Here is a 24,349-nt window from a genome sequence, read left to right as displayed (position 1 = left end):
AACGCGTCAGACCATCGTGCCCATCAACAATTTCGGCAGGTCGCCACTTTCACCACGCGCCTCGGCCATGAAGCGGTCCTTGAGCGGCGGAAGACGATCGACCGCCGAGATGCCGAAGCGCCGCACCGCGCTGGCAACCCTGCCGGGAATACCGAACAATCGGGTCAGCGTGTCCGTCGCGGCGGCGACCATGAACGTGTCGAGGCTCCGCCAGCGTTCGTAGCGCTTGAGCAATTGCGCGTCACCGGCATCGAGCCCGAGCCGCCGCCCCTCGACCAGCACCTCGACCAGCGCGGCGACATCGCGATAGCCGAGATTGACCCCCTGCCCTGCGATCGGATGGATGCCATGCGCAGCATCGCCGACCAGCACCAACCGCGTGTCGGTCAGGCGCGCGGCATGGTGAAAGCCGAGCGGGTAGCTCGCGCGCGGGGCGGCGTGCGACAAAGCGCCCAGGAACCCGCCCATGCTCTTCTCCGCCTCGGCGAGAAAGCCGCGATCACTGAGCTTGAGCATTCCCGCCGCCTGATCGTCCGCGACGGTCCAGACGATCGCCGAGCGATGGCCGATCTCGTCATCGGGCAGCGGCAGTAGCGCGAACGGACCGGCGGGATAGAAAATCTCATAGGCCACATTCTCGTGGCTGCGTTCGTGATGGAAGGCTCCGATAATCGCGGCGTGATCGTACTGCCAGCGCGCGACATTGATCCCCGCCGCAGCGCGCGTCGGAGATTGGCGACCTTCGGCAGCGACGAGCAGGTCCGCGGTGACAGTGGCGCCGGACGACAAGGTCGCACGCACGCCGTCCGCGTCCCGCACGATATCCGTGGCACGGGTCTGCATCCGCAGATCCACGTGCGCGGCGGCGATCGCGGCATCGTAGAGCGACCGGCGCAGCAGCCGGTTCTCATACATCGTTCCCAATGCAGCGTCGTCAGCGGCGGGGATGAAGTCGAGCTTGCCCGGCGCAAGTCCGTCGCTGACGCGGATCTGCCGGATCTCACAGCCCTTGCCACGCAGACCATCGCCGACGCCGATCGCGTCGAGCATCTTGTGGCTGGCGCTCGCAACCGCCGAGGCGCGGCCGTCGAACCCTGCGGTCAATGTTACGCCGGGATCGGCGGGATCGACGACGATCGTGGAAAGGCCATGACGGTCCAGCGCGACCGCAAGCGCGCTGCCGACCAGCCCGCCGCCGAGGATGAGCACATCTGCCCGCGCATCTGCTTTGTCCATGATCCTGCCCTATCCTCACTCGCGCGCGATGCCAACGCCCGCGGCCATCTTGACGTGCAACGCGCGGCGGCGGAGAATATAGCGGTATTTTCTGACATCGTTGGGGGTTCGGAATGGCAAGCCGTGTCGAGGCGCCGTTGTGGCGCGAGACGGTCAAGGCCGGGGCGTTGCGCAGCGGGGCGTTGATCGTGGCCACCGCGCTGTTCGTGTTGACGGTGGCGATGGCGGTGGCGCTGGTCACCTATCGGGCGGGAGACGCGTCGCTCAACACTGCTGCGGCGGGCGTCACCGGCAATCTGCTCGGCAGCCCCGGCGCGTGGTTCGCGGACGTTGCGCTTACGCTGTTCGGTCCGGCGGTGGCGCTACTGCTGCCGGTCGCGCCGATCGTCGCGCTGCGGCTGTGGCGCGCGCAGCCGGCGGGCAACGGCTGGCGGATGCTCCGCAACGCCGCGGTCGGCGTCGGGCTGATGGCGGTGACGTTGACCTGCGTCGCGCCGGGCGCGGTGCCGGCGCTGCCGTTCGGATGGGGCGGCGCTGTCGGCTCGGGCGTGGTCGGTGCGTTCCGATCGGGGTTCGCGCTGATCGGCAATCCGCAAGTGACCTGGTGGAGCGTGCTCGCGCTCGGGCTCGTCGCCGGGATCGCGGGCGCGCTGCTGTGGGGCCGCAGTCTCGAGATCGATCTGGCGCGCTTCACCCCCTCGCCGCGCCTGCTCCGCCGTCGTGCGCGGAATGATGACGCCGATCGCGACGAAGTGGCGTTCGACGAACCGGCGGAGGACGGGGACGCGCCGTTCGCGCTGGCGCGCAGCCCGGTGCCGCGCGCGGTGGCGCAGCCCGACAACCGCCCTGCCCCGGTCATCAGCGACCGCAGCAATTCGCCGTCGCTCGCCCCGCCGAAGCCGCAGCAACGTCTCGACCTGCGTGACACGTTCGTGCTGCCGTCGCTCGACCTGCTCACCCCCGCCCCCGCGAACCAGAGCGGGCCGGTCGACAAGGCCGGGCTGGAGCGCAATGCGCGGTTGCTCGAAACCGTGCTCGACGATTTCAAGGTGCAGGGCGCGATCACCGAGGTGCGCCCCGGCCCGGTCGTGACGATGTACGAACTGGAGCCCGCCCCCGGCACCAAGGCCAACCGCGTCATCGCGCTCGCCGACGATATCGCGCGCAACATGTCGGCGATTTCGGCGCGCGTCGCGACGATCCCCGGCCGCTCGGTGATCGGCATCGAGCTGCCCAACACCAAGCGCGAAACCGTGTCGCTCCACGAGCTGGTCGCCAGTCAGGCGTTCGAGGACCAGACCGCGCAGCTTCCCGTCATCCTCGGCAAGAACATCGCGGGCGATCCGGTGATCGCCGATCTCGCGCCGATGCCGCACCTGCTGGTGGCGGGCACGACCGGCTCGGGCAAATCGGTCGGACTCAACGGCATGATCCTGTCGCTGCTCTACCGCCTGACCCCGGACCAGTGCCGGATGATCATGATCGACCCGAAGATGCTCGAACTGAGCATGTACGACGATATCCCGCATCTGTTGTCGCCGGTGGTCACCGATCCATCGAAGGCAGTACGCGCGCTCAAATGGGCGGTCGAGACGATGGAGGATCGCTACCGCCAGATGTCGTCGGTGGGCGTGCGCAGTCTCGCCAGCTTCAACGACAAGGTGCGCGCGGCGCGTGCCAAGGGCACGCCGCTGGGACGCCGGGTTCAGACCGGCTATGGCGAAAACGGCCAGCCGATCTACGAGGAAGAGCAGCTCGACTATGACGTGCTGCCGCAGATCGTCGTGATCGTCGACGAGCTTGCCGATCTGATGATGACGGCCGGCAAGGAAGTCGAATTTCTGATCCAGCGGCTTGCGCAGAAGGCGCGCGCGGCGGGCATCCACCTCATCATGGCGACGCAGCGTCCGTCGGTCGATGTCATCACCGGCGTCATCAAGGCCAACCTGCCGACCCGCATCAGCTTCCATGTCACGAGCAAGATCGACTCGCGCACGATCCTCGGTGAGCAGGGTGCGGAGCAATTGCTGGGGCGCGGCGACATGCTTTACATGCCCGGCGGCAAGGGCATCGTCCGCGTGCATGGTCCGTTCGTCAGCGATGACGAGGTGCGTGCGGTCACCGATCACTGGCGTGCGCAGGGCCAGCCCGACTATATCGAGTCGGTCACCGAGGAGCCCGCCGAAAGCTTCGCGCTGGAGGGTGCGCCGACCGGCGAGGACTCCGCCGAAGACCAGCAATATCGCGCGGCGGTCGCGATCGTTTGCGGCAGCCAGAAGGCGTCGACCTCGTGGCTGCAGCGCCAGTTGCGGATCGGCTACAATTCTGCGGCACGTCTGATCGAGCGGATGGAGAAGGAAGGCGTGGTCAGCCGCCCCGACCATGTCGGCCGTCGCGAGGTGCTGCGCGATACCGACGGCAATCCCGTTTAAGGTCGCTCGTCGTCGCCCGGATCAAGGTCCGGGCGACGATGTCTTGCTGGGGTTTGTCCCTCGCCTCAGCCCAGATGTTCGGCAAAAAAGGCGGCGGTGCGCTGGTCCGCCAGCGTCGCGGCGGCATCAGAGCGACGCTGGCCGAACTCGGTCGCAAAGCCATGATCCTCGCCGGGATAATCGTGGAGCGTCACCTCCGGATGATCGTCGAGCCCGGCATGCATCGCTGCCTGAGTCTCCCTGTCGACGAAGCCATCATCGCCGGCGATGTGGAGCAGCAGCGGCTTGGCGATCGCATGCTTCTCGCCGAGCAGTCCGTCGACGCCGACCGCATAATAGCCGACGCTGGCATCGATATCGGTGCGCGTCGCCGTCATGAACGCCAAGCGCCCGCCGAGGCAGTAGCCAACCGCACCGACCTTTGCGGTCCCGGCGCTGCGTGCAAAGCGGATTGCGGCTTCGATATCGCGAATACCTTGGTCCTGATCGAATTGCCCCATCAGCGCCAGCGCACGTTGCATTTCCGGAGCGATATCGGGATCAAGCGAGATGCCCGGTTCGATGCGCCAGAAGAGGTCGGGCGCGATCGCGAGATAGCCGGCTTCGGCGAGCGTGTCGCACTTGCGCCGGATGCCGGCATTGATCCCGAAAATTTCCTGGATGACGATGATCGCGGCCTTCGGGCTGTCCGCCGGCGCGGCGCGATAGGCCGGCATCGTCGCGGCGTCGAGAGTCGGGATCGAGATCATATCGGTCATCTGCTGCGTCTCCGTGCCAGTGCGACCTCATAAACCATGGCAGCGTGCAAAGTGCCACGGTCCGGACATTGCGGCGCAGGACCGTTCGCGCGCATAGATCGGGAATAATCCAGCGCCCGGCGGGCGGCGCGAGCGAGGAGCGCAGCCATGAAGGTCACGATCGAGGTTGATTGCACACCGGAGGAAGCACGGCGAATGATGGGCCTGCCCGACCTCACTCCGCTCCACGATCACTTCCTGTCGCGAATGCGCGAGACGATCGACGGCCAAGGCCCCTCCCCCGAGTTGATCGGTGCGATGTTCCGCAGCTGGGCTCCGGTTGGTGACGCGGGAATGGACTTTTGGCGGCAATTGTTCGCAAGCGGCACCAAGCCGGGCGCATGACCGACACGATCTTCGCGCTCTCCAGTGGTCGACCGCCCGCCGCGATTGCCGTGGTGCGGGTCAGCGGGCCGAACGCCCGTGCTGCGGGCGAAGCGCTTGCCGGCACCTTGCCCCCGCCTCGGATCGCCGGACTGCGGCGGCTGCGGGACGTTGAAGGCGGGACGCTCGATCAGGCGCTTACGCTTTTCTTTCCGGGCACGGCGACCGCGACCGGGGAAGATTTGCTCGAACTCCATTTGCACGGCGGACGGGCGGTCGTCGCGGCAGTAGAGGCGGCGCTCGCCAGCCAAGTCGGGCTGCGGCGTGCCGAACCGGGCGAATTTACACGTCGGGCGCTGATCAACGGCCGGCTCGATCTGGCGCAGGCGGAGGGGCTGGCGGACCTGCTTGAAGCCGAAACCGACATGCAACGCCGCGCCGCGCTCGCAATGGCGGAAGGCGGGATGAGCCGGACCATTATCGACTGGCTCGACCGGCTGAGCATGGCCGCGGCGCGGGTGGAGGCGGAGCTCGACTTCGGCGATGAGGATGAGGTGACGCAGGCCACAGGGCTGGACCTGCCACCCTTGCTCGCGCCCGTGATCCTCGAAATGGCCGCAATGCTGACCCGACCGCCGGTCGAGCGGCTGCGTGATGGCGTGATGGTGGTGCTTGCCGGACCGCGCAATGCGGGCAAGTCGTCGCTGTTCAATGCTCTGTTGGGACGTCCCGCGGCGATCGTCACCGATATTGCGGGTACGACCCGCGACGTCCTCGAGGCTGGCGTCATTCGCGCCGGCCTTCCCTATCGTCTTGTCGATACCGCCGGACTGACAAACCAGACGGCGGACCCCATCGAGGCTATCGGCATCACGCGTGCTAAAGCGCAGCTCGACGTTGCCGACCTGATCCTGTGGTTGGGGGAGCCCGACGCGGCGCCGGCAAACGCATTGAAGATCGGGGCACGCGGCGACGAACTAGAACACGATCGCGTCAGCGTCGATCATGTGACCTCGGTCCATGACCAAGCGTCGATTGATGCGCTTTGGGCGATTATTTCACAACGCTCGCAGCAGCTTATCGGTGACCTCGCCAGTGGGGCACTGCACGCACGGCATCGCTCGCTGCTGAGCGAAGCACTGTCGGCTTTGCAGGCTGTCGATGGCCATGATCTCCTCCTTGATGCGGAACATCTGCGCATTGCAAATCGGGCATTGGCGGCGATATTGGGGCGCGATGCGACAGAGGCGATGCTCGACGCCCTTTTTGGTCGCTTCTGCCTGGGCAAGTGAGTGTTCCACGTGAAACAGTTCGACGTTGTGGTGGTGGGCGGCGGTCATGCCGGTACCGAGGCGGCGGCCGCCGCCGCGCGGCGCGGCGCGTCGGTCGCGCTGGTCAGTCAGTCGCTTGCGCAGATCGGAACGATGTCCTGCAACCCATCGATTGGTGGCTTGGGCAAGGGGCATCTCGTCCGCGAGGTCGACGCGCTTGACGGCTTGATGGCGCGTGCCGCAGACGACGCCGCGATCCATCATCGAATGCTGAATCGCTCAAAGGGGCTGGCGGTCCAAGGGCCACGAGTGCAGGCCGATCGTCGCCGCTATCGTGCGTCAATCCAGCACCAGCTTGCCCGCTATGCCAATCTTACGTTGATCGAAGGTGAGGCGTTTGCGCTGCACCTTACGAATGGATCGGTCGCCAGCGTTGCACTGGCGGATGGCAGCACGATCGGCACGACCGCCGTGGTGCTGGCGACCGGGACTTTCCTCGGCGGCAAAATTTTTCGTGGACTCGATCGAGCCGCCGGGGGCCGTATCGACGAGCGTCCGGCAAATCGACTGGGCGAGCAGCTCCGCGCGTTACGACTGCCAATGGGTCGCCTCAAGACCGGGACGCCGCCGCGGCTGGACGGGCGGACGGTCGACTGGGGCGCGTTGGAGCCACAGCCTTCCGATAATGACGAGTGGCGCATGTCGCCGATGACCCGCACGCCCCGGCTGCCGCAACTTGCCTGCGCGATCACCCGCACCTCGGCAGCGACACACGACATTATCCGCAACGGTCTGACGACGTCGCCGCTGTTCGGTGGGGACATTGAGGGAGGCGGGCCGCGTTATTGTCCGTCGATCGAGGATAAGGTCCATCGCTTCGGCGACCGCGACGGTCACCAGATCTTTCTGGAACCGGAAGGTCTGGACGATCCATGGATCTACCCGAACGGCATCTCGACATCGTTGAGCGCCGAGGTGCAGGACGCTCTGGTGCGATCGGTCGCAGGATTGGAGCGCGCGCAGATTGTCCAATACGGCTATGCGGTTGAATATGATTACATCGACCCGCGGGCACTCGATCATCGTCTCGCCTTGGCGGCGATCCACGGATTGTTTTGCGCCGGCCAGCTTAATGGTACGACCGGCTATGAAGAGGCCGCCGCGCAAGGCGTCATCGCGGGCTGCAATGCGGCGGCGCTGGCGCATGATCTTGCGCCGACGACCGTCGACCGCGCGCGCGGCTATATCGGCGTGATGATTGATGACCTGGTTCTTCAGGGGGTCAGCGAGCCGTACCGGATGCTCACTGCGCGCGCCGAGTATCGGCTGGCTTTGCGGGCCGACAATGCCGAAGCTCGTTTATCCGGATGGGCGGATACGCTGGGGGTACTCACCCCAGCGCGGCAGGCGCATCTCCGGCAGCGTCACGCGATGCGGGACGCGGCCCGCGATGGCATACAGGACGGTGTCGATGCCGACATCCTGCGCGAGATCGAGGAGGATCGCCGTTATGCACCCTATCTCGAGCGGCAGAGCGAAGAGATCGCTCGTATGCGGCGCGACGGCGATGTTGCGATTTCCTCCGACACTCTGTCGCTTCGCTCGGTGCCCGGCCTGTCGACCGAGATGATCGAGCGACTGGAGCGCGCCTCGCCAAAGACGCTTGATGAAGCCTCACGCGTGCGTGGCGTGACGCCAGCAGCCGTCGCAGCGCTCTGGCTCCATTCGCGGAAGCGCACATGACCGAAGATGAAGCGCTGGCCTGGTGCAAGGCAACGTTCGGTGATGCCGCGACCGACAAGCTCGATCGTTTTCGCGCAATGGTGCTCGAAGAAAACGAGCGGCAAAACCTGATTTCGCCGGCGTCGCGAGAGACGATCTGGAACCGCCACATCGTCGATTCAGCGCAGCTTATCACCTACTTGCCGGATCGCGCTCGCACCTGGTTCGACATCGGCTCCGGGCCGGGATTCCCTGGTATGGTGGTGGCCATGTTGACGAACGTGCAGGTGACGCTCGTCGAGCCGCGTGGCCGACGGGTAGAATTTCTCGAACACGTCGCGCATCAATTGCAGCTTGCCCATGTCACCGTCGCAAAGAGCAAAGCGGAAGCGGTGACCGGACGCGCGGACGTAATCAGCGCGCGTGCCGTGGCCAGCATCCCCGATCTCGTCACCATCACGGGCCACCTTCGTCATGATGGGACGCGATTGATCCTTCCGCGTGGGAAGAATGGTGATAGTGAGGTAGCGATGCTGCCAGCCAAATGGCGCAGCATGTTTCACGTGGAACAAAGTGTCACTGATCCCGCTTCGGTGATCGTGATCGCCGATGGAGTGAGAACCTGATGTTCTGCATCGCGGTGGCCAATCAAAAAGGCGGCGTTGGAAAGACCACCAGCGCGATCAATCTCGCGACCGCGCTCGCCGCGTCTGGCAATCGCGTGCTGCTGGTAGATATGGATCCGCAGGGTAACGCCTCGACGGGACTGGGGATCAACCAGGCGCAACGACAGCGTTCGAGCTATGACATTCTGATCGACTGCGACGGCGTTGCCGAAGCGGCGGTCGCTACCGAGATCCCGTTGCTCGACGTTCTTCCTGCAACGGTCGACTTGTCGGGTGCCGAAATCGAGTTGATCGAGTTTGAAGAGCGCACCCATCGCCTGCGGCGCGCCTTTCAAAAGGCGACGCGGGTGTGGGACATCGTGTTGATCGATTGTCCGCCGTCGCTCGGCCTGCTGACCGTCAATGCGATGGTGGCGGCAGACGCACTGTTCGTCCCGCTGCAATGCGAGTTCTTCGCGCTTGAGGGGCTCAGCCAGTTGCTCAACACCGTCGAGCGAATCCGCTCGCGCTTCAACCCGTCGTTGGCGATCCTCGGTGTGGCGCTGACGATGTACGATCGCCGCAACCGGCTGACCGAACAGGTGTCGACCGATGTGCGCGCGGTGCTGGGCAATGTCGTGTTCGACACGGTGATCCCGCGCAACGTGCGGCTGTCCGAAGCGCCGAGCCACGGTCTACCTGCGCTGATCTACGACCACAAATGCAGTGGGTCGGAAGCCTATATTGCGCTGGCGCGTGAATTGATCCGACGTCTGCCGCAGATGGAGAATGAAGCCGCGTGAGTGATTTTTCTTCCCGCCGTGGCAAGGGGGGCCTCGGCCGTGGTCTCAACGCGCTGCTGGGCGACGTGGCACAGGACGAACGCGACACCGGCGAGAAGGGCGCAGCGCGTGGCGCGGTACGGATGATCCCGGTCTCCTCGATCGCACCCCACCCCGAGCAGCCGCGCCGCCACTTCGACGAAGCGGCGCTCGACGAACTCGCCGCGTCGATCGCGCAACGCGGCGTCATCCAGCCGATCATCGTTCGACCGCACGGGCACGATTTCCAGATCGTCGCCGGCGAGCGGCGCTGGCGTGCCGCGCAGCGCGCGCGGCTCCATGAAGTGCCGGTCGTCGTTCGCGACTATTCCGACAGCGAGACGCTGCAGATCGCGTTGCTCGAGAATATCCAGCGCCAAGACCTGAACGCGATCGAAGAAGCGCGCGCCTATCAACGACTTCTCGACGAGTTCGGCCATACGCAGGAGGAGCTGGCGCGCGCAGTCCATAAGTCGCGCAGCCATGTCGCCAATCTTCTTCGGCTGCTCGATCTGCCGCCCGAGGTGCAGGCGCAGGTCGTCGAAGGCAAATTGGCGATGGGCCATGCGCGCGCGCTGGTCGGCGCCGCCGATCCGGTGGCGCTCGCCGATCAAGTGCTGTCGCAAGGACTGTCGGTGCGGCAGACCGAGAAGCTCGCCAGCCACGACAAACATGGTGCGCCGACGACCCGCGGCGGATCGCCGCGTCCCGCGCAGGCCGCGCCGGCGGGCGCAGGCAGTGCCGATATCGAGGCGCTCGAACGCCAGCTCGCTGATCTGCTCGGGCTGAGGGTCTCGATCGTGTTCAACGACGATGGCCGCGGGTCGCTCACGCTCGATTACAGCTCGCTGGAGCAACTCGACATGGTGTGCCAGCGACTGAGCGGAGAGCGGATCTAACGCGCGGCGCGCGTCATCCGCAGCAGGAAATGGTCGGCGACGATGCGCCCGGCGGGACCGGCGGCGATAACCTCGCGCTCGGCGCGGCGTGCCGACTCCTGTGCGCTGGCGAGCATCGGCAGCGTCCAGCGGCGCAGCGCAGCGGCGGTCGCGGCCTCTTCGCGCCAGAAGACACGGTGACGCTTCATCACCTGCTCGGCCCCCTCGCCCGCCTCGACCGCCGCGCGCATCTCCGCGAGCGTGACCAGCCGGCGTCCCAAAGCGCGCAGGATCGGGATCGGTGAGGCATCCGGCCCGTTCATCCGCCGTAGCCCATCGATCAGAACGTCGACCTGCCCCGCGGTGATCGCGAGCACGACTTCGCCGATCTCGCCCTCGGCGATTTCCGCGCCGATCGCCGCCAGCGCGCCGTCATCCGCGTCAACCGGGCGATCGGGGGCAGCGTCGAGATAAAGCGCGAGCTTCTCGACCTCGCGCATCATCACCGCCCGGTCACCATCGCTGCCCCGGATGATGCGCTGCACCGCCGCCGGCGAGAGCCGCAGCCCCGCCGCGCGAGCAAGATCGGCGACGATCGCCGCCGCATCGCGCGCGCCGGGCGGATAGCAAGCAAACGCCAGCGCACGGTCCGATTCGATCGCCGTCTTCACCAGCTTGCCCGTCGCCTTGACGGTCGGCGCGAGGACGATCGCGGGGTTGCCGGCCTGCTCGGCGGCGAGCAAGGCGGAGACCGCTTCCAGCGACTCCTCGCCCGCGCCGGTCACCCGGACGAAGCGCGCACCACCGAACAGCGACAGCGCCGCCGCTTCATCCGCCAGTCTCACCGGATCACCGCGCAACGTCGGCCCGTCGAGATCGACACGCTCCGCACCCTCGCCCATCGCCTTCGCCAACCGCGCGACAAACGCCTGCGCGACCGCCTCGTCCGGGCCGTGCAGGAGATACAGGCGGATGTCGGTGGGAGGCCGGTCGAGCGCCGCCGTCAGCCGCGCTTCGGTCGCCTTCATGACGTCGGCGGCTGGGTCCGCCGCGCATAGAGCGCCAGCCGCGCGACGATCTGGTCGGCGATCGTCTCCGACAACCGTTCGAGCGCGGTGCTCTCCGCCGCGATCGTCGCATATTCAGAGCCGACGACATCGATCCCGGCGTCGGATCCCGCGGTTGCGTCGAGCACCACCGCGCCACTCGCCACGTCGATGAGCTGATAGCGCGCGCGCAGCGTCCGGCGTTCACGCGCGACCGAGTCATCGCTGCGCGCGCCGAGGCCGACGATCTTGTCGTCGAGCCGGACGTTGAGCCGGTAGCGCGCTGCGCCGCCGCCGATCGCCTTGAGCCGCTCGTTGAGCGCGCCGCCAACCAGCCAGCCGGCCTTGCCGTCGATCGGCGCGACCTCCACCTCGCCAAGCGTCGCGGCGATCGGGCCGCCTCCCCCACCGGTGTAGAGCGGGGTCAGCCCGCAGCCGCCGAGCGGCACCGCCGCCAGCAGCGCCACGATCAGGCCAGCACGCGCGGTCACGCGACGAGATTCACGAGACGGTCGGGCACCACGATCACCTTGCGCGGCGTCTTGCCGTCGAGCGCACGGATGATCTTGTCGGAGGCGAGCGCCGCCGCCTCGGCGTCTTCCTTCGCCAGTCCCTTGGGGAGCGTCAGCGTGTCGCGCAACTTGCCGTTGATTTGCACCGCGATGGTGACCTCGTCCTCGACGAGCAGCGCCGCATCGACCGCCGGCCAGGCCGCGTCGGCGATCAGACCGCCGGCGCCATGCGTCGCCCATGCCTCTTCGGCGATGTGCGGCGCCATCGGTGCGACCAGCCGCATCAGCGTCGCGATCGCGGTATCGCGCGAGGCGGACGGCGCGGCCTTCTCGATCGCGGCGACCAGCTCATAGAGTTTGGCGACCGCCTTGTTGAACGACAGTGCCTCGATCGCGGCGGCGACATCGGCGATCGTGCGGTGCAGCTTGCGATCGAGCGCGACATCGCTCCCCTCGCCGGCCTTCTCGCTCTCGAACAGCCGCCACAGCCGCTGGACGAACCGCCACGCGCCCTCGATGCCGTTCTCGCTCCACTCAAGGTCGCGCTCGGGCGGTGAGTCGGAGAGCATGAACCAGCGCACCGCGTCCGCACCATATTGATCGACGATCGGCTCCGGATCGATCGTGTTCTTCTTGGACTTGGACATCTTCTCGACGCGACCGCGGATGATCGGGATCGCCCCGCCTTCCTCGGTCTGGAAGAACAATGCCCCGCCCTCGCCGACGCTGAGGTCGGCTGGCGATACCCAGAGCGCACCCGGCGGGCCGTCGTGATCCGGGATGTCGAGCCTGTAGGTCTCGTGCGTCACCATCCCTTGCGTGAACAGCCCGGTGAACGGCTCGGCAAGGTCGATCAGCCCGACATGGCGCAGCGCGCGCGTCCAGAAGCGTGCGTAGAGCAGGTGGAGGATCGCATGTTCGACCCCGCCGATATACTGCCCGACCGGCAGCCAGCTCTCCGCTACCGTCCGGTCAAACGGCCGGTCGTCGGGCTGGCTGGCGAAGCGGATGAAGTACCACGACGAATCCGCAAAGGTGTCGAGCGTGTCGGTATCACGCAGCGCATCGGCCCCGCACCCCGGGCACGCGACATGCTTCCACGTCGGATGGCGATCGAGCGGATTGCCGGGGACATCGAAGGTGACGTCCTCGGGCAGCTTCACCGGCAGTTGCTCGCGCGGCACCGGCACTTCGCCGCAGGTCGCGCAATGGATCACCGGGATCGGTGTCCCCCAATAACGCTGGCGGCTGACGCCCCAGTCGCGCAGGCGATAGACCGTCGAGCCCTGCCCCCAGCCGCCGGCCTCGGCGCGCGCGATCACCTCGCTTTTGGCGGCGTCGATGTCGAGCCCGTCGAGGAAGTGCGAATTTACCAGCCGCCCGGGGCCGCTATAGGCCGCCTCCTCGTCGAACGCCGGGTCGGTCATGTCGCCATCGGCGACCACCCGGCGGATCGGCAAGCGATATTTGGTTGCGAAGTCGAAGTCGCGCTGGTCGTGCGCCGGCACGCCGAACACCGCGCCGGTGCCATAGTCCATCAGCACGAAATTGGCGATATAGACCGGCAGCTCGCCCGCCCCGAACGGATGAGTCGCGGTCAGCCCGGTGTCGTAGCCGAGCTTCTCCTGCGTCTCCAGCTCGGCGGCGGTGGTGCCGCCCTGCTTGCAGCGCTCGACGAACGCCGCGGCGTCCGCGTCACGCGCGGCCAGCGCCTGCGCGATCGGGTGATCCGCCGCGACCGCGACGAAGCTCGCGCCGAACATCGTGTCGGGCCGCGTCGTGAACACCTCGACAGATCCGCCGTCCGACAGCGCGAACCGGAATTGCAGCCCCTGGCTCTTGCCGATCCAGTTCTCCTGCATCAGCCGGACCTTGTCAGGCCATTGGTCGAGCGACCCCAGCCCCTCGATCAGCTCGTCGGCAAACTGCGTGATTTTGAGGAACCACTGGCTCAGCTTGCGCTTCTCGACCAGCGCGCCAGAGCGCCAGCCGCGCCCGTCGATCACCTGCTCGTTCGCGAGCACCGTCATATCGACCGGGTCCCAATTGACCGCCGATTCCTTGCGATAGACCAGTCCGGCCTTATAGAAATCGAGGAACAGCGCCTGTTCGTGCCCGTAATAATCGGGCTCGCAGGTCGCCAGCTCGCGCGTCCAGTCGAGCGCGAAGCCGAGCCGCTTCAGCTGCGCCTTCATCGCTGCGATATTGGCGCGCGTCCAGTTGCCCGGATGCACGCCCTTTTCCATCGCGGCATTCTCGGCGGGCATCCCGAACGCGTCCCACCCCATCGGGTGCAGCACCTCATGCCCGGTCATGCGGCGATAGCGCGCCAGCACGTCGCCCATCGTATAGTTGCGGACGTGCCCCATGTGGATCTTCCCCGACGGATAGGGGAACATCTCCAGCACATAGCTCTTCGGCTTGGGGCTGTCGTCGCGCGCGGCGAAGGTGGTGCGTTCGTCCCAGACGCGCTGCCAGTGCGCGTCGGCCTTCAGGGCATTGAAGCGGGTGGTCATTGCAGTCGTCGTCGCCTCAGCCGGTCACCGCGCCGCGGCGCAGGTCGCGCGCGCGCGTCAGGATGATGTCTTCCAGCTTCTGCGTCGTCGCGGCCTCGACCGGCGACGCCACCCACTGCCCGCCGCGGTTCACCTCGCGCAGCGCGGCGACGCGCACCGCGTCGGCGCGCAGGTCCTGGTCGAGGATCGAGACGGTGACCTTCATCCGCTCGGTCGGAGTCTGCGGGTTGACGTACCAGTCGGTGACGATCACGCCGCCGTTGGAGTCGGTCTGGAGCAGCGGCATGAAGCTGAGCGTGTCGAGCGTCGCGCGCCACAGATAGCTGTTGACGCCGATCGTCGTGACCTTCGACGCGGCGAGATCGCCGGCCGGCTTGCCGCCGCGGCCGCCGCACGCCGACAGGCTCAACGACAGGGCAACAGCGGCCGACAGGCCAGCCGCGAGGCGCAAGGGGCGGAACATCGGCATCGTCCTTACAGGCAATTCGGGTAATCCTGCCCGCTCTACCCGCACCCTTTGCCCCCGGCAAGCGCGCCACAATGTGGACATGATGCAACAGGTCGCCGATAAAGCGCCGGGGCGGTCATGGACACGGAACGGATTCCTGTTAGGCCCGCTCCATTGGTCGGACAGATTCGTCCGGCACAAAGGGGATGGATAAGATCGTGGCCGCAACGCGCCGCATCGCTGCATTGATCGGGGGGGGCCTGCTGGCCGCCGCCGTTGCAGCCGTGCCGGTGCTCGGCGCGACCGATCCGGCGCAGCGACCGGCGCGCAAACTGGTGTCGGCACCGCGGGTTGCTGGTTCTTTCACCCCCTCGGCCGCCGATCCCAAGCTGGCGGCGCTTTTCGCGCGCGGCGGGCTCGACGCCAGCGGCTTCCGCTTCACGCCGTCCGAGTCGCGGATCGGCAACCGTGCGGTCACCGTGGCAGTGCGCGCTCGGTCCAGCATCGCGGCGCGCGACAATGCACGGTACGCTTCGGCGGCGCCCGCGACGGTCGGATTGGCGCCGATCGCCTACAACCTCGGCGTGTCGGTGGGCTGGAAGCGCTTCGCGATCTCGGGTGACGTCGCCAAGGTCGATCTCGCCGGGCTGCCGGGCAGCCGCGAGGCGGCGGATGTTGCGGTCAGCTATTCGGGGTCGAAGTGGAGCGGCCGGGTCGGCGCCAGCGCGGATCGTCCGCTCCCCGGCGCAGCGCATGCGTTGACCGAACCGAACAGCTATTCGATTGATGTCGGCGGCAGCTATTCGCTGACCCGCAACCTCGACCTGACCGCCGGGATGCGGCTGAAGACCGATCGAGAGCGCCTGACCCGCGCCGACGACGATCGTCGCGACAGCCAGGCGATCTACGTGGGCACCGCGTTCCGCTTCTAAGCTCTCGGCGACTTCCTGCAAATCGTGCCGGTTTTCATCCCACGACCTTCGGCGTCCCGGACCTGATCCTTGAAGTCAGGGGTGACGGCCCCGACCATGCGTCGATCGCGGCATAACCGTCGAACCCCAGCGCCGCCACCCGCCGCCAGCGTCGCTCGTCCATCCCCCCCAGCGCGATCACCGTCACCGACAGCCCACGCGCGACCGCCGCCGCCCGCCATAATCCCAGCGTCCGAACTCCCGGATGCGACCGCGTCGCGAACACCGGCGATACCAACACCACATCGGCGCCCGCGCGCACCGCCGCCAGCGCCTCTCGCCGGTCGTGCGCCGGCCATGTCACCACGCCCCGCCCCCGCCGCGCATGGCGCCCCGTCGCGCCCCGCCACGACTCGCCACCGGCCAGCACCAGCACCAGCCCGCGCCGCCGCGCCACGCGCCGCACCCGCGCAAATAGCGCCCGTCGCTCCGCCAACGCCGTTCGGTAATGTCGAAAGATCACCCCTGCCCCGCGCGGCAGCTGCTCCAGCGCCGGCCACAGCCGCTCGCCCTGACGTTCGTCGGTCATCAGCCAGCGGACGGGGTGGCGGGCAGGCATGGCGCTCCCTATAGCGCGGTCGATGACCCCCGACGACCGTCTCGCGGCGCTCCACGCCCGCATCGCCGCCGCCGCCCGGATCGCGCGGCGCGACCCGGCCGACATCACGCTGGTGGCGGTGTCCAAGACGCATCCCATCGACGCGATCCGCCCGTTGCTCGCCGCCGGGCAGCGCGACTTCGGCGAGAACCGCGTCCAGGAAGCCGCCGCGAAATGGCCGGCGCTGCGCGAGGAATATCCCGACGCACGCCTGCATCTGGTCGGACAATTGCAGTCGAACAAGGCCGCCGAGGCGGTCACGCTCGCCGACGCGATCCACAGCATCGACCGCCCGTCGCTGGTCGCGGCGGTGGCGCGCGCGATCGATGCGACCGGACGGCAGCCGCAGTGTTTCGTGCAGGTCAATATCGGCGACGAGCCGCAGAAGGGCGGCTGCGCGGTTGCGGGTCTGCCCGCGCTGCTGACCGAGGCGCAGACCGCCGGGCTAACGGTCGCCGGGTTGATGTGCGTCCCTCCGGCAGCGATCGAACCCGCACCCTATTTCGCGCTGCTCGCCAAGATCGCGCGTGATGCGGGGCTCACCGGGCTCAGTATGGGCATGTCCGACGATGTCGAACAGGCGGTGTCCCTGGGCGCCACCCACGTCCGTGTCGGCTCCGCGCTGTTCGGCGCGCGCGCATGACCCGCTTCGACGCGCTGCTCTTCGACTTCGACGGCGTGCTGATCGAGAGCGAGGAAAGCGGCAACCGCCATCTCGCCGATTACCTGACCGGCGCCGGCTATCCGACCACGCCCGAACAGACGATGGCACGGTTCATGGGCCTGTCCGGCAAGGACTTCCTCGCCGCGATCGAAGCGCATATCGGCGCGCCGATCCCGCCCGGCTTCCAGCAAGCCCGCCGCGCCGAGGACGAGCGCTGCCTGATCGAAGGGATCGCCGAAGTGGCAGGCGCGACCGCCTTCGTCCGCGCGCTTCCCGCGGGCTTGCCACGCGCAGTGGTGTCGTCGAGCCGCGTGCGCTGGATCGCTACCCATCTCGAGCACCTCGGCTTGCGCGACGCGTTCGATGTGCATCTCTATTCGGGTGCCGAACACGTCACCAACGGCAAGCCCGCGCCCGATCTCTATCTGTATGCGGCCGACAAGCTGGGCGTCGCGATCGAGCGCTGCGCGATCATCGAGGACTCACCCGTCGGTGCGACCGGCGCAGTGGCAAGTGGCGCGTTCGTGATCGGACTGGTCGCCGGCGGCCATTGCGCGCCCGACCATGGCGACCGGCTCCGCGCGATCGGCGTGAAGGCGGTGGCGAGCAACTTTGACGAGGTCACGGCGATCCTCGGCCTGTCCGATCAGAGCTGATGCCCGGTCCGGTCGCGCTTGGTGGCCAGATAGTGTTCGTTGTGCGGGTTGGCCGGCAGGGCGTGCGGGACGCGCTCGATCACCTCGATGCCCGCCGCCTCCAGCCCCGCAACCTTGGCGGGATTGTTGGTCAGCAGCCGCACCCGGTCCTGCCCCAGTAACTGCAACATCCGCGCCGCGACGCCGAAGTCGCGCGCGTCGATCGCAAAGCCGAGCCGGACATTGGCATCCACCGTGTCGAAGCCCTGATCCTGCAGCGCATAAGCGCGCAGCTTGTTGACCAGCCCGATCCCGCGCCCCTCCTGCCGCAGATAGAGCAGCACGCCCCACCCCGCCGCGGCGATCGCGTGGATTGCGGCGTGGAGCTGCGGCCCGCAATCGCACTTGAGGCTGCCGAGCACATCCCCGGTCAGGCATTCGCTGTGCAGCCGTATCAAAGGCGGTTCGCCCGTCGCGGTGCCGATCACCAGCGCGATATGCTCGTCGGCGCTCTCCGGCGAGCGGAACGCGACGATCTCCGCCTGCTCGGCACCCGCGACCGGCAGGCGCGCACGCACCGCAACCTGCAACGCCTGTGCATCCTCGTGGGCGGCGATCGCCCGCGCGTCGACGGTCTGCGCCGCTTCGCCATCCGCGATCACGAAGGCCGGGAGCAATCCGGCGATCCGCGCCAGTTGCAGTGCCGCACCCGCTGCGATCGGCGCGGCAACCGGGATCGTGCGAAACGGCCCCTTGAGCGGCGTCGCGAGATCGAGCTGCGGGTCGGCGAGCGCGGTGGCCAGCGCCATGTCGAACCACGGCGCATGTTCGACCACCACCGGACGATCGGGCACCGCCGCATCGAGCTGATTCGCCAATTTGAGCGTCGCGGCGCGCCCGTTCGACAGCAATACGTCGAAGCGCCCGTCCGGCGCGAAACGCGCCAGCCGCTCGGCATCGGCGGTTTCGATCGCCAGCACCGTCAGCGGCGGTTCGTCGGCTGCTGTGACGGTGATCGGCCAGCCACGCCGCATCGCATCGATCGCGCGCGCGGCGTCACGTCCGGATACCGACGATGTCACCACGCGAACTCGGTCATGATCGGCACGTGGTCGGACGGCTTCAGCCAGCTGCGGCACGGCTCGAAGACGGTGTGAGCGGTCGCGGTCTTCGCGACGTCACCGGTCGCCCACATATGATCGAGGCGGCGACCGCGATCGTTCTTCGTCCAGTCCGGCGAGCGATAGCTCCACCAGGTGTGCAGCCGCGCCGGTGCCGGGTGAAAATGCCGCCCGAGATCGACCCAGTCGTTCGACGCCTTGAGTCGATCCAGCGCCTCCACCTCGACCGGCGTATGGCTGACGACCTTGAGCAGTGCCTTGTGGCTCCATACGTCGCTGGGCAGCGGCGCGATGTTGAAGTCGCCGGTCAGGATCGTCGGCTCGGTCAGCGTCTCGGACCAGCGCGTCATCCGCTCGACGAAGTCCAGCTTCTGCCCGAACTTGGCGTTTACCTCACGGTCGGGAACGTCGCCACCGGCCGGAACATAGACATTCTCCAATCGCACGCCGTTGGGCAGCCGCACCCCCAGATGCCGCGCCTCGCGATTGGCCTGCCAGTCGAGCCGGTCGTCGGCGCTGACCGGCACGCGCGCGACGATCGCGACGCCGTGGTGCATCCGCTGCCCGTGCAGCAGGATGTGATCGTAACCGAGCGCGCGGAACGCGTCGGTCGGAAAGTCGGTGTCGACCACCTTGGTTTCCTGAAGGCACAGCACGTCAGGCTGCGCCTCGCGGAGAAACTGCTCGACGATCTCGATGCGGAAGCGGACCGAGTTGATGTTCCAGGAGACGATTTTCACGACCGGCTAGGTAGCCATGCGCCGGAACGTCGACAAGGCGGGCCGCACGGTCGCGTCACAACAAGAAAGGCCCCCGCTCCGGGGGCATGGAGCGAGGGCCGACTCAGCGTTCGTCACGCAAGCGGTAGGCAGGAGACCGGGCAACAGGGGGAAAATCCCGATGGCCCACCGACCGTGTTCATGGCTCTAACCGCGCCAGCCTTTCGCCAACATGAACGAATTGGACAAAAATGCCGCGATTTAGCTGGAGCGGCCCTGTCGGCGCGGATCGGTCCAGCGAAACGCCGAATCAGCCACCGGCACGTTGAACTTCTGGTCGCTGAGCCGGATCGTCGTCCGGTTCCCCTGGGTGTCGAGCGCCGCCCAGCCCTGCAGCATCAACCCGCCCGGCGCGGCGGCGCTCCGCGCGAAGACCAGCGTGATCCGGCCATATTCGGGATGCTTGGGATCATAAGCCTCGACCGAGAGGACCGCCGGATTGGATGACGGCACGATCTTGGCATAGCGCGAGATGTCACGGCCGGGATCGAGCAGCACCCCGAGCGGGGAGCTGCCGATCGGCCAGCGCTGCACCTGCTTTACCGAATAGTCGATGAAGGTCAGCGCCTTGCCGTCGCCGACGATCAGCAGCGGCACGCCCTTCTGATATTGGAAGCGGATCTTGCCGGGCTTCTTGAGCGTCAGCGTGCCGGTCAACACCTGCCCGTTACGGTCGGTCTGGCTGAACGCGGCGGTCATCGAGTCGATCCCGGCGATCGCGCGCTGCACCGCCGCCAGATCGGTGCCGGTCTGCGCCGCCACCGGACTCGCCACCGCGACCAGCGCGGCGAGCGGAAGAAGATATTGCGACATGTCGTCTCCACACAGCGATACGGCGGCGGGACCTGCCCGCCGGCCATTGAACCCGCGCTGAACTCAGGCGAACAGCGTCGCCAGCCCCGGCGTCGTCTCGCTGCCGATCCAGCCTTCGTGGATCATGCGGAACGCCACGAACACGATCACCGCCAACCCGACATAGGCGATCCAGCGATAGCGATCGATGATCCGCGCGATGAAGTTGGCCGCCAGCCCCATCAGCGCCACCGACAGCAACAGCCCGATGACGAGGATGCCGGGATGCTCGCGCGCCGCCCCGGCGACCGCCAGCACGTTGTCGAGGCTCATCGACACGTCGGCGACCGCGACCGCCCACGCCGCCGCGGCGAAGCTCTTCACCGGCTTGACCGTGGCCGCGTCCTCGGCGGCGTCGATCTCGGAGTGCCCGCCGCTGCGGATCTCGCGCCAGAACTTCCAGCTCACCCACAGCAGCAGCAGCCCGCCTGCGAAGATCAGCCCGACGATCCCCATCAGCCACGTCACGATCAGCGCGAAGAAGATCCGCAGCACCAGCGCCGCGCCGATCCCGATCAGGATCACCTTCTTGCGCTGCTCCGACGGCAGCCCGGCGGCGAGCGCGCCGACCACGATCGCATTGTCGCCCGCCAGCACGAGATCGATCATCAGCACCGACCCGAACGCCGCCAGCGCGGCGGGATCGGACAGGTTCGAGAAATCGGCGACGATATGCTGCCAGATGTCCCCCAGCGAGCCGGGTCCCTGGATCGCTGCTCCGGCGGAGGCCGCGGCGGCAAGCGTGGCGATAAGGCTCAAATTAGGTCACTCCCCGTCTGACCGCATCAATGATGCTGCCGGGCATAACGTTCCGGTCGGGGAATGCCATGGGGAAGGGCGCACCGTCGCGGGCGAAGCATGTCCTGAGCGCCTGCCTTGCAGGCAGTCGAAGGGCCCGCGCCGTCGGTCGGGTACGCACAAAGGCGTACCCGCCGGCCGAACCGGCGTGCGTCCTGCCGCGACACGCGGCAGGCCACGCTCGGTCACTGGTTCATCGAATCGAAGAAATCGTCGTTGGTCTTCGAATCCTTCATCTTGCCGAGCAGGAACTCCATCGCATCGACGGTCCCCATCTGCATCAGGATCCGGCGCAGCACCCACATCTTCGACAGCTGGCCCTTCTCGACCAGCAGCTCTTCCTTGCGCGTGCCGCTCTTGCCGACGTCGATCGCCGGGAAGATGCGCTTGTCGGCCACCTTGCGGTCGAGCACGATTTCGGCGTTGCCGGTGCCCTTGAACTCCTCGAAAATCACTTCGTCCATGCGGCTGCCGGTATCGATCAGCGAGGTCGAGATGATCGTCAGCGACCCGCCTTCCTCGATGTTGCGCGCCGCGCCGAAGAAGCGCTTCGGCCGCTGCAGCGCATTGGCGTCGACACCGCCGGTCAGCACCTTGCCCGACGACGGCACGACGGTGTTGTAGGCGCGGCCCAGACGCGTGATGTTGTCGAGCAGGATCACGACATCCTTCTTGTGCTCGACCAGCCTTTTGGCCTTCTCGATCACCATCTCGGCGACCGCGACGTGGCGCGTCGCCGGCTCGTCGAAGGTGGAGGAGACCACCTCGCCGTTCACCGTGCGCTGCATATCGGTGACTTCCTCGGGCCGCTCGTCGATCAGCAGCACGATCAGGAACACTTCCGGATGGTTGTGCGCGATCGCCCGCGCGATGTTCTGCATCATGATCGTCTTGCCGACGCGCGGCGGCGCGACGATCAGGCAGCGCTGCCCCTTGCCGATCGGCGCGACGACATCGAGCACGCGGCCCGACTTGTCCTTGATCGTCGGATCCTCGATTTCCATCTTCAGCCGCTCGTCCGGGTAGAGCGGCGTCAGATTATCGAAGTTCACCCGCTGGCGAACGCGCTCGGGCTCTTCGAAATTGACCTGCGTGATCTTGACCAGCGCGAAATAGCGTTCGCCGTCCCTCGGCCCGCGGATCTCGCCCTCGACCGTGTCACCGGTGCGCAGCCCATGCTTGCGGACCTGATTCGGGCTGACATAGATGTCGTCCGGGCCGGCGAGATAATTGGCCTGCGCCGAGCGCAGGAAGCCGAAACCGTCGGGCAGCACCTCGATCGTGCCCTCGCCCATGATCTGCTCGCCGTTTTCGGCCTGCACCTTCAGGATCGCGAACATCAGGTCCTGCTTGCGCAGCGTCGAGGCGCCCTCGACGCCCAGCTCCTCGGCAAGCTGCACCAGCTCAGCGGGGGCCTTCTTCTTCAAATCCTTGAGATGCATGTATCTGTCCGATGTGATCGGGGGTCGGGAAAAGCTCGGCCGGCGATGGAGAACGCTCGAGAAACGAAGCTGTAGAGGATGCGGCGCGCGCCGAGGACCGGCGACGTCACGGCCGCGAGGTATGATTCATGCGGGGGATAGTCAAGCGTATCCGTCATTCCCGCGCAGGCGGAAATCCAGAACCTCGGACGTCTCGACTCTCACAAGAACCTGCGCGTCTCGATCCCCGCCTTCGCGGGGATGACGGACGTGGCGTCAGAACGGCTTCACGATCACCAGAATGACGATCAGCGCGGTCGCGAGCGCCGGAATCTCGTTCATCATCCGCAGCGCCTTGTTCGACACGCCACCCTGCCCGCGCGCCAGCTTCTTGGCATAGCCGACCGCCCAGCCATGATAGCCCGACAGCAGCAGCACGATCGCCAGCTTGGCATGCAGCCATCCCAGCCCCGGCACGCCGTCGGCAATCCCCGCATTCAGCGCCAGCGCGAGGCCCAACACCCACACCACGATCATCGCCGGGGTCAGGATGATCGCGCGTAGCTTGTTCTCGCGCTCGACCCAGCGCGCGGCATCGGCGGGGTCGGACAGCCCCTCCTGATGATAGACCAGATAGCGCGGCAGCATGAACAGCCCCGCCATCCAGAAGATCACGAAGATGACATGCGCGGCCTTCACCCAATCATAGGTCGCGCCCAGAAACCCGACCATGTTCAACCCCTTACCCGTTGCAGCAGATGTTCGACGTGCGGGATCGGCGTATGCTGCCCGATCCCGTGGCCGAGATTGAAGACATGCGGCCGCTCCGGGAACGCCGCCAGCACGCGGTCGATCCCCGCGTCCAGCGCCGCCCCGCCAGTCAGCAAGGCGAGCGGATCGAGATTGCCCTGCACCGGCAATTCCGGCGGCAGCACCGCATCCGCCCAGTGTGGATCGACCGTTTCGTCCAGCCCGAGCGCGTCGACCGCGGTGCCGGCGGCGTAGGCAGCGAGCTTGCCCCCCGCGCCCTTCGGAAAGCCAATGATCGGCACGCCCGGACAGCGCGCGCGGACGCCGTCGACGATCGCGCGATTGGGCGCGATCACCCAGCGCTCGAACTGTTCGGGTGAGAGACTTCCGGCCCAGCTGTCGAAGATCTGTACCGCCTCGACGCCATTTCCGATCTGCCTCGCGAGATAATCGATCGTCATCGCCACGATCGCGTCGACGATCGCGCCGAACGCTGCCGGGTCGGCATAAGCGAAGCGGCGCGTCACTTCCTGATCGCGGCTGCCCTGCCCCGCCACCATATAGGTCGCGACCGTCCACGGCGAGCCGGCGAACCCGAGAAAGGTCGTTTCCGCGGGCAGTGATTCCGCGACCCCCCGCACCGTCGCATAGACCGGATCGAGTCGCGCCGGCTCGCGGGTCAGTGCCGTCAGCGCCGCGTCGACCAGCGCCGGGGCCAGCCGCGGCCCCTCGCCCGCTCCGAACGTCAGCTCCTGCCCCAGCGCCCAGGGCACCATCAGGATGTCGGAAAACAGGATCGCGCCGTCGAAGCCGAAGCGGCGGATCGGTTGCAGCGTCACCTCGGTGGCCGCGATCGGATCGGTGGCGAGCGCGAGGAACCCGCCCCTCTCCGCGCGCAACGCCCGATATTCAGGGAGATAGCGCCCGGCTTGCCGCATGAGCCACGTCGGGGGGCGGTCGGCGCGCGCGCCGTTCAGGACTCGCAACAGGGGTTTGGTCACCATCGGGTGCGATCCTTCTACCCTTCTAGGAAGATTCAGGGAGTCTGGTTGTTGATGTGGTTGGCGCGTGGATCGCGGGGCTTATTCGCCAGCACCGGAATTGCCAACAGCTTGACTCGATCGACTCTGCCGGACGCCGTCGGAGTCGCAT

24 protein-coding genes are annotated in these 24,349 nt (G+C 67.1%); 10 read left to right on the top strand and 14 right to left on the bottom strand.

Translation table 11 applies throughout. The annotated features are described in order from the left end of the window. Positions 1 to 6 precede the first annotated feature (6 nt). Positions 7 to 1,236, bottom strand: coding sequence for a UbiH/UbiF/VisC/COQ6 family ubiquinone biosynthesis hydroxylase (locus FHS97_RS11850; protein ID WP_184037755.1), 1,230 nt, complete (start codon positions 1,234 to 1,236; stop codon positions 7 to 9). Positions 1,237 to 1,349: 113 nt separating this feature from the next. Here FHS97_RS11850 and FHS97_RS11845 point away from each other — a divergent pair, with 113 nt between their 5' ends. Continuing rightward, positions 1,350 to 3,668 (top strand): FtsK/SpoIIIE family DNA translocase, encoded by a 2,319-nt coding sequence (locus tag FHS97_RS11845; RefSeq protein ID WP_184037752.1) that lies wholly within the window; start codon positions 1,350 to 1,352, stop codon positions 3,666 to 3,668. A 65-nt stretch (positions 3,669 to 3,733) separates the two neighbouring features. On the opposite strand, the gene FHS97_RS11840 is transcribed toward FHS97_RS11845, so the two are convergent. Beyond that, entirely contained in the window at positions 3,734 to 4,426 is a 693-nt protein-coding gene (locus tag FHS97_RS11840) for a dienelactone hydrolase family protein (protein WP_184037739.1), read from the bottom strand. 147 nt (positions 4,427 to 4,573) lie between these two features. On the opposite strand from FHS97_RS11840, the gene FHS97_RS11835 reads away from it, so the two are divergent. The 6 genes from FHS97_RS11835 to FHS97_RS11810 are packed head-to-tail and all read left to right on the top strand — an operon-like array spanning position 4,574 to position 10,107. Then, positions 4,574 to 4,810, top strand: a complete 237-nt coding sequence (locus FHS97_RS11835; protein ID WP_184037737.1) for a DUF6489 family protein — start codon at positions 4,574 to 4,576, stop codon at positions 4,808 to 4,810. Beyond that, positions 4,807 to 6,081 (top strand): tRNA uridine-5-carboxymethylaminomethyl(34) synthesis GTPase MnmE, encoded by a 1,275-nt coding sequence (gene mnmE, locus FHS97_RS11830; protein ID WP_184037734.1) that lies wholly within the window; start codon positions 4,807 to 4,809, stop codon positions 6,079 to 6,081. Before FHS97_RS11835 ends, mnmE begins: the two co-directional genes overlap by 4 nt. A 9-nt stretch (positions 6,082 to 6,090) precedes the next feature. After that, a complete protein-coding gene (mnmG, locus tag FHS97_RS11825) occupies positions 6,091 to 7,803 on the top strand; it encodes a tRNA uridine-5-carboxymethylaminomethyl(34) synthesis enzyme MnmG (RefSeq protein WP_184037732.1) in 1,713 nt (570 codons plus the stop codon). Then, positions 7,800 to 8,408, top strand: a complete 609-nt coding sequence (gene rsmG, locus FHS97_RS11820; RefSeq protein WP_184037729.1) for a 16S rRNA (guanine(527)-N(7))-methyltransferase RsmG — start codon at positions 7,800 to 7,802, stop codon at positions 8,406 to 8,408. The genes mnmG and rsmG overlap by 4 nt, the downstream gene beginning before the upstream one ends. Then, entirely contained in the window at positions 8,408 to 9,190 is a 783-nt protein-coding gene (locus FHS97_RS11815) for a ParA family protein (protein ID WP_184037726.1), read from the top strand. Before rsmG ends, FHS97_RS11815 begins: the two co-directional genes overlap by 1 nt. Next, complete coding sequence (locus tag FHS97_RS11810) at positions 9,187 to 10,107, top strand: ParB/RepB/Spo0J family partition protein (RefSeq protein WP_184037723.1); 921 nt, start codon at positions 9,187 to 9,189, stop codon at positions 10,105 to 10,107. Before FHS97_RS11815 ends, FHS97_RS11810 begins: the two co-directional genes overlap by 4 nt. Here the strand turns inward: FHS97_RS11810 and holA are convergent. The 4 genes from holA to FHS97_RS11790 are packed head-to-tail and all read right to left on the bottom strand — an operon-like array spanning position 10,104 to position 14,623. Beyond that, complete coding sequence (gene holA / locus FHS97_RS11805) at positions 10,104 to 11,114, bottom strand: DNA polymerase III subunit delta (protein ID WP_184037720.1); 1,011 nt, start codon at positions 11,112 to 11,114, stop codon at positions 10,104 to 10,106. The two genes, FHS97_RS11810 and holA, sit on opposite strands and share 4 nt — an antisense overlap. Continuing rightward, entirely contained in the window at positions 11,111 to 11,623 is a 513-nt protein-coding gene (lptE, locus tag FHS97_RS11800; protein WP_343053437.1) for an LPS assembly lipoprotein LptE, read from the bottom strand. The genes holA and lptE overlap by 4 nt, the downstream gene beginning before the upstream one ends. Further along, positions 11,620 to 14,160 carry a leucine--tRNA ligase gene (leuS, locus tag FHS97_RS11795; RefSeq protein ID WP_184037717.1) on the bottom strand — a complete coding sequence of 847 codons (2,541 nt, stop codon included), beginning with the start codon at positions 14,158 to 14,160 and terminating at the stop codon, positions 11,620 to 11,622. The genes lptE and leuS overlap by 4 nt, the downstream gene beginning before the upstream one ends. Before the next feature lie 16 nt (positions 14,161 to 14,176). Further along, positions 14,177 to 14,623: a DUF3576 domain-containing protein gene (locus FHS97_RS11790; RefSeq protein ID WP_028967403.1), complete on the bottom strand. Its 447-nt coding sequence runs from the start codon at positions 14,621 to 14,623 to the stop codon at positions 14,177 to 14,179. Between the two features lie 203 nt (positions 14,624 to 14,826). On the opposite strand from FHS97_RS11790, the gene FHS97_RS11785 reads away from it, so the two are divergent. Beyond that, positions 14,827 to 15,540 carry a hypothetical protein gene (locus FHS97_RS11785; RefSeq protein ID WP_343053436.1) on the top strand — a complete coding sequence of 238 codons (714 nt, stop codon included), beginning with the start codon at positions 14,827 to 14,829 and terminating at the stop codon, positions 15,538 to 15,540. A 34-nt stretch (positions 15,541 to 15,574) separates the two neighbouring features. On the opposite strand, the gene FHS97_RS11780 is transcribed toward FHS97_RS11785, so the two are convergent. Then, positions 15,575 to 16,138: a thiamine phosphate synthase gene (locus FHS97_RS11780; RefSeq protein WP_184037699.1), complete on the bottom strand. Its 564-nt coding sequence runs from the start codon at positions 16,136 to 16,138 to the stop codon at positions 15,575 to 15,577. Between the two features lie 22 nt (positions 16,139 to 16,160). Here FHS97_RS11780 and FHS97_RS11775 point away from each other — a divergent pair, with 22 nt between their 5' ends. Both FHS97_RS11775 and FHS97_RS11770 read left to right on the top strand, forming a co-directional pair. Further along, positions 16,161 to 16,820, top strand: coding sequence for a YggS family pyridoxal phosphate-dependent enzyme (locus FHS97_RS11775; RefSeq protein WP_184037695.1), 660 nt, complete (start codon positions 16,161 to 16,163; stop codon positions 16,818 to 16,820). Beyond that, positions 16,817 to 17,497 (top strand): HAD family hydrolase, encoded by a 681-nt coding sequence (locus FHS97_RS11770; RefSeq protein WP_184037692.1) that lies wholly within the window; start codon positions 16,817 to 16,819, stop codon positions 17,495 to 17,497. The genes FHS97_RS11775 and FHS97_RS11770 overlap by 4 nt, the downstream gene beginning before the upstream one ends. On the opposite strand, the gene ribA is transcribed toward FHS97_RS11770, so the two are convergent. The 7 genes from ribA to hemE all read right to left on the bottom strand — a co-directional run bounded on the left by ribA (position 17,488) and on the right by hemE (position 24,201). After that, positions 17,488 to 18,510 (bottom strand): GTP cyclohydrolase II, encoded by a 1,023-nt coding sequence (ribA, locus tag FHS97_RS11765; RefSeq protein WP_184037994.1) that lies wholly within the window; start codon positions 18,508 to 18,510, stop codon positions 17,488 to 17,490. The two genes, FHS97_RS11770 and ribA, sit on opposite strands and share 10 nt — an antisense overlap. A 44-nt stretch (positions 18,511 to 18,554) precedes the next feature. Next, the gene (locus tag FHS97_RS11760) at positions 18,555 to 19,337 is read right to left on the bottom strand and encodes an exodeoxyribonuclease III (RefSeq protein ID WP_184037689.1); all 783 of its coding nucleotides are present in this window, start codon (positions 19,335 to 19,337) and stop codon (positions 18,555 to 18,557) included. A gap of 240 nt (positions 19,338 to 19,577) precedes the next feature. Beyond that, a complete protein-coding gene (locus tag FHS97_RS11755) occupies positions 19,578 to 20,189 on the bottom strand; it encodes a LolA family protein (protein WP_184037687.1) in 612 nt (203 codons plus the stop codon). A gap of 63 nt (positions 20,190 to 20,252) precedes the next feature. Further along, on the bottom strand, positions 20,253 to 20,987 hold the full coding sequence (locus FHS97_RS11750; protein WP_184037685.1) for a TerC family protein: 735 nt from the start codon (positions 20,985 to 20,987) through the stop codon (positions 20,253 to 20,255). Between the two features lie 224 nt (positions 20,988 to 21,211). Next, complete coding sequence (gene rho / locus FHS97_RS11745; RefSeq protein WP_184037683.1) at positions 21,212 to 22,468, bottom strand: transcription termination factor Rho; 1,257 nt, start codon at positions 22,466 to 22,468, stop codon at positions 21,212 to 21,214. Positions 22,469 to 22,723: 255 nt separating this feature from the next. Further along, complete coding sequence (locus FHS97_RS11740) at positions 22,724 to 23,179, bottom strand: CopD family protein (protein ID WP_184037681.1); 456 nt, start codon at positions 23,177 to 23,179, stop codon at positions 22,724 to 22,726. A 2-nt stretch (positions 23,180 to 23,181) separates the two neighbouring features. Next, the gene (gene hemE, locus FHS97_RS11735) at positions 23,182 to 24,201 is read right to left on the bottom strand and encodes a uroporphyrinogen decarboxylase (RefSeq protein ID WP_184037677.1); all 1,020 of its coding nucleotides are present in this window, start codon (positions 24,199 to 24,201) and stop codon (positions 23,182 to 23,184) included. Positions 24,202 to 24,349: the final 148 nt, after the last annotated feature.

Origin of the sequence: Sphingomonas endophytica (assembly GCF_014199415.1) — a bacterium.
Taxonomy (GTDB): Bacteria; Pseudomonadota; Alphaproteobacteria; order Sphingomonadales; family Sphingomonadaceae; genus Sphingomonas; species Sphingomonas endophytica.
The sequence above is the reverse complement of the archived record's forward strand: the minus strand, read 5'-3'. Positions and strand labels throughout refer to the sequence as shown.